The following is a 2846-nucleotide window of genomic DNA, read 5'->3' as shown; positions in this document are numbered from 1 at the left end:
ACACGTAGTATCACATAATAATATTTTTAAGTCTGCAAAGTGTTGGTATAACTAAGTTGATACTATAAATAAGCTATTTGGATATACTATACATAATGGAAAGGGTAAACCTACTAATTCTGAATTCATAGCAATGATTGCAGACAAACTTAGACTTAAAAATAAAGCTAGAATGGCAGCTCAGTAAGGGGTTTAAGACGGTTGAGGTTATATCATCAGACCAACTAATTGATTTTTGAGCCGACTAATATTTATTTATTTATTTATAAAGATAACTTTCAATATTCATTGATGTGATTGTTGGAGGTTATTTTTATGAATAAAAATATAAAAAAACAAAGTTTAGATTACAAAATTGATGACTTTATGATTTGGTGTCAGCAAAAAGATTTAAGAATAAAAACTATCACATCTTATGAATCTTGTCTTAGATTATTTTCCAGATATATGAGAGATGAGCATGGTATTAATAATATTAATGAAATAAAAGAACGGCATATCAGAGAGTATATTAAATATACCAAGGATAGGGGAAAATATACTTTTGTTTCAGATAAAAATTCTTTAAAAATAAATTATCCAGAAAATAGAAAAGACTACAATTCAAAAATTTCAGTAACAACTATAAATAATTATATTAGAAATCTAAAAGTATTTTTTAATTATATGGAAAGTGAATATAATTTAAAAAATAATCCTATGAAAAAAATTAAACAATTTAAAAACAGCAGAAAGCCTAAAGAAGCAATTACAGATGCAGAACTTAAAAGATTACTTCAAAATATCGATACAACTAAATTTCATGAATATCGTGATTATATTATTATACAATTGCTAATTGATACTGGCATGAGACTTAATGAATGTTTGTTGTTAGAGATAGAAAACCTTGATGTGGATAGAAGAGCCATTTTAATTCCACAAGACATAACAAAGGGTAGAAAAGATAGGTATGTATTTTTCTCTAGGAGCATGGGAACGCAGTTAAAGAGATGGATACAATACAAGGATAGATATATAGAATCAGATTTATTATTTTGTACAAAACATAATACTAGATTAGGAGTATCTAATTTTGAAAAAAATTTCAGAGGATATTGTGAAAGAATAGCATTAAAGAATATAACAGCACATTGTCTACGTAATAATTTTGGAAGAAATTTTCTTATTAATGGTGGAAGTATTCATATTTTGTCAAAACTATTAGGACATAGCAGCGTCACTGTAACGGAACAAGCGTATGCAGACCTTTCAGACGAGGATATTAGAAAAGCTTACAACAAAATAAGTCCTATTGAGAGAATAAGAGGGGGTAGAAAGTAATGACTAATTATACTATCCTCCAAAATAAAGATATAACTTGTAATAGTCTTAATGATGGTGCTTTTAGATTATATTGTTTATTAAATTCAATGTGCTATGGTAACAAAGACCAATGTTTTCCAGGACAAGCTTATTTAGCTGAAAAACTCAATAGAAGTGTACGGAGTATACAACGATATATTATAGAACTTGTTAAAATTAAAATGATTAAAATTAAGCGTAGAGGCTCTATAAGCAATGTTTATAAAATAGTTAATAAAGTTACATCTACTGTAAAAGAAGCTATGAATAAGGCTAAAAACGCATATAATAGGAACTTTAAAAAGAAAAAAGATAATGATGATATTAAGAAAACTAAATTTAATGATTATGAGCAGAGAGGTTATAACTTTGATGTTTTAGAAAAGATGGCACCTGGTGAAATGGATTATGATTTTACTAAATTATTAGAATAAATAATCAAAAAAGTAAAAGAACCTATTAGAGCGTTGCAGGCTTTAATAGATTCCTAAAATAAATACGAAAAAGTAAATATCCAATAAATATATTTTAACCTATAATTTTAAAAAATAAAAGTATCTAGGTTTTATTTCCTATATAGTTTTTTAAAATTTATAATATGTAGGTTTATTTGTGCTGTATAGAATTATATAAATGGTATTATTTGTAGTTCATAATCATATAAATCTTGTAGCATTACAAAATTTATATATGAATAAGTGTAAAATAGAGGAAATAATGTTTGCTTTTTTATATCCTATAGCAGATATGTCGCATTAGATATGCCAAGGGTATCTTCTTTAAGGTGACAGTGTTGTTATACAAATAAATACAAACTAAGAATTAATTATATTTAATATTACTCCAATATCTATATAAATATATTTATATAGATATTGGAGTAATAAACCTTATGATATACTAAGACATAAAATTATTACTATAAAGATTATTTCATAATATCAGCAGGTACTCTTATTTTCCAGTTTAATTCAATGTTTACCTTTTCAATAAAAGGTTTTATTACTTCATCTAAATAATTTTGGGAAACAATCATCTTTGGTGCATCTCTATAATTAGACCTCTGTAGAAAGAATCTCCCTGTTAATTTTGGTTTATTATCTTCATATACTTCATCAATAGCAGACTGTAAATCTGATTCTGTAAATAATGAATTCTTAGCGTCTGAAATAGCTTGTTTAGGGTTCCTGAGATATTTTTTGGCTGTTTCAATATCAATTTTCATATTTCTACATCTCCCATTCATTATATTACTGATAGTTTTTGTTATTGTACAAATATATTTTATATAAAAATTATAACATATATTATTTTATATTCCAGTATTTGATATAATAAATGCACAAAAATAGATAAGCCTTATGTTTTTTCTGGGAACATAAGGCTTATATTACAATAAGTAGAGTTTCAAAAGTAATATCTAGTATTACTATATTTAAATAATAGCATTAGAATGTGGTATAAATATAAAATAATTATGTTTAATTACAGATGTCAATATA

The 2846-nt window shown here is 25.3% G+C and carries 3 protein-coding genes and 1 pseudogene; 3 read left to right on the top strand and 1 reads right to left on the bottom strand.

The features are described 5' to 3' along the window. Positions 1-55 precede the first annotated feature (55 nt). The 3 genes and pseudogenes from RH99_RS18765 to RH99_RS17820 form a co-directional block, all read left to right on the top strand. Positions 56-187 (top strand): annotated as a pseudogene (locus RH99_RS18765) (sporulation initiation factor Spo0A C-terminal domain-containing protein); the annotation flags it as partial. A 128-nt stretch (positions 188-315) separates the two neighbouring features. Continuing rightward, positions 316-1323 carry a tyrosine-type recombinase/integrase gene (locus tag RH99_RS17825; protein ID WP_010241591.1) on the top strand — a complete coding sequence of 336 codons (1008 nt, stop codon included), beginning with the start codon at positions 316-318 and terminating at the stop codon, positions 1321-1323. Further along, positions 1323-1778, top strand: a complete 456-nt coding sequence (locus RH99_RS17820; protein ID WP_010241589.1) for a helix-turn-helix domain-containing protein — start codon at positions 1323-1325, stop codon at positions 1776-1778. Before RH99_RS17825 ends, RH99_RS17820 begins: the two co-directional genes overlap by 1 nt. Positions 1779-2272: 494 nt before the next feature. On the opposite strand, the gene RH99_RS17815 is transcribed toward RH99_RS17820, so the two are convergent. Beyond that, the gene (locus RH99_RS17815) at positions 2273-2569 is read right to left on the bottom strand and encodes a hypothetical protein (RefSeq protein ID WP_010241587.1); all 297 of its coding nucleotides are present in this window, start codon (positions 2567-2569) and stop codon (positions 2273-2275) included. Positions 2570-2846 lie beyond the last annotated feature (277 nt).

The sequence above is a fragment of the Clostridium arbusti SL206 genome (assembly GCF_000246895.1).
Classification (GTDB): Bacteria; Bacillota; Clostridia; order Clostridiales; family Clostridiaceae; genus Clostridium_I; species Clostridium_I arbusti.
This window is presented reverse-complemented; position numbering and strand designations above follow the sequence as displayed.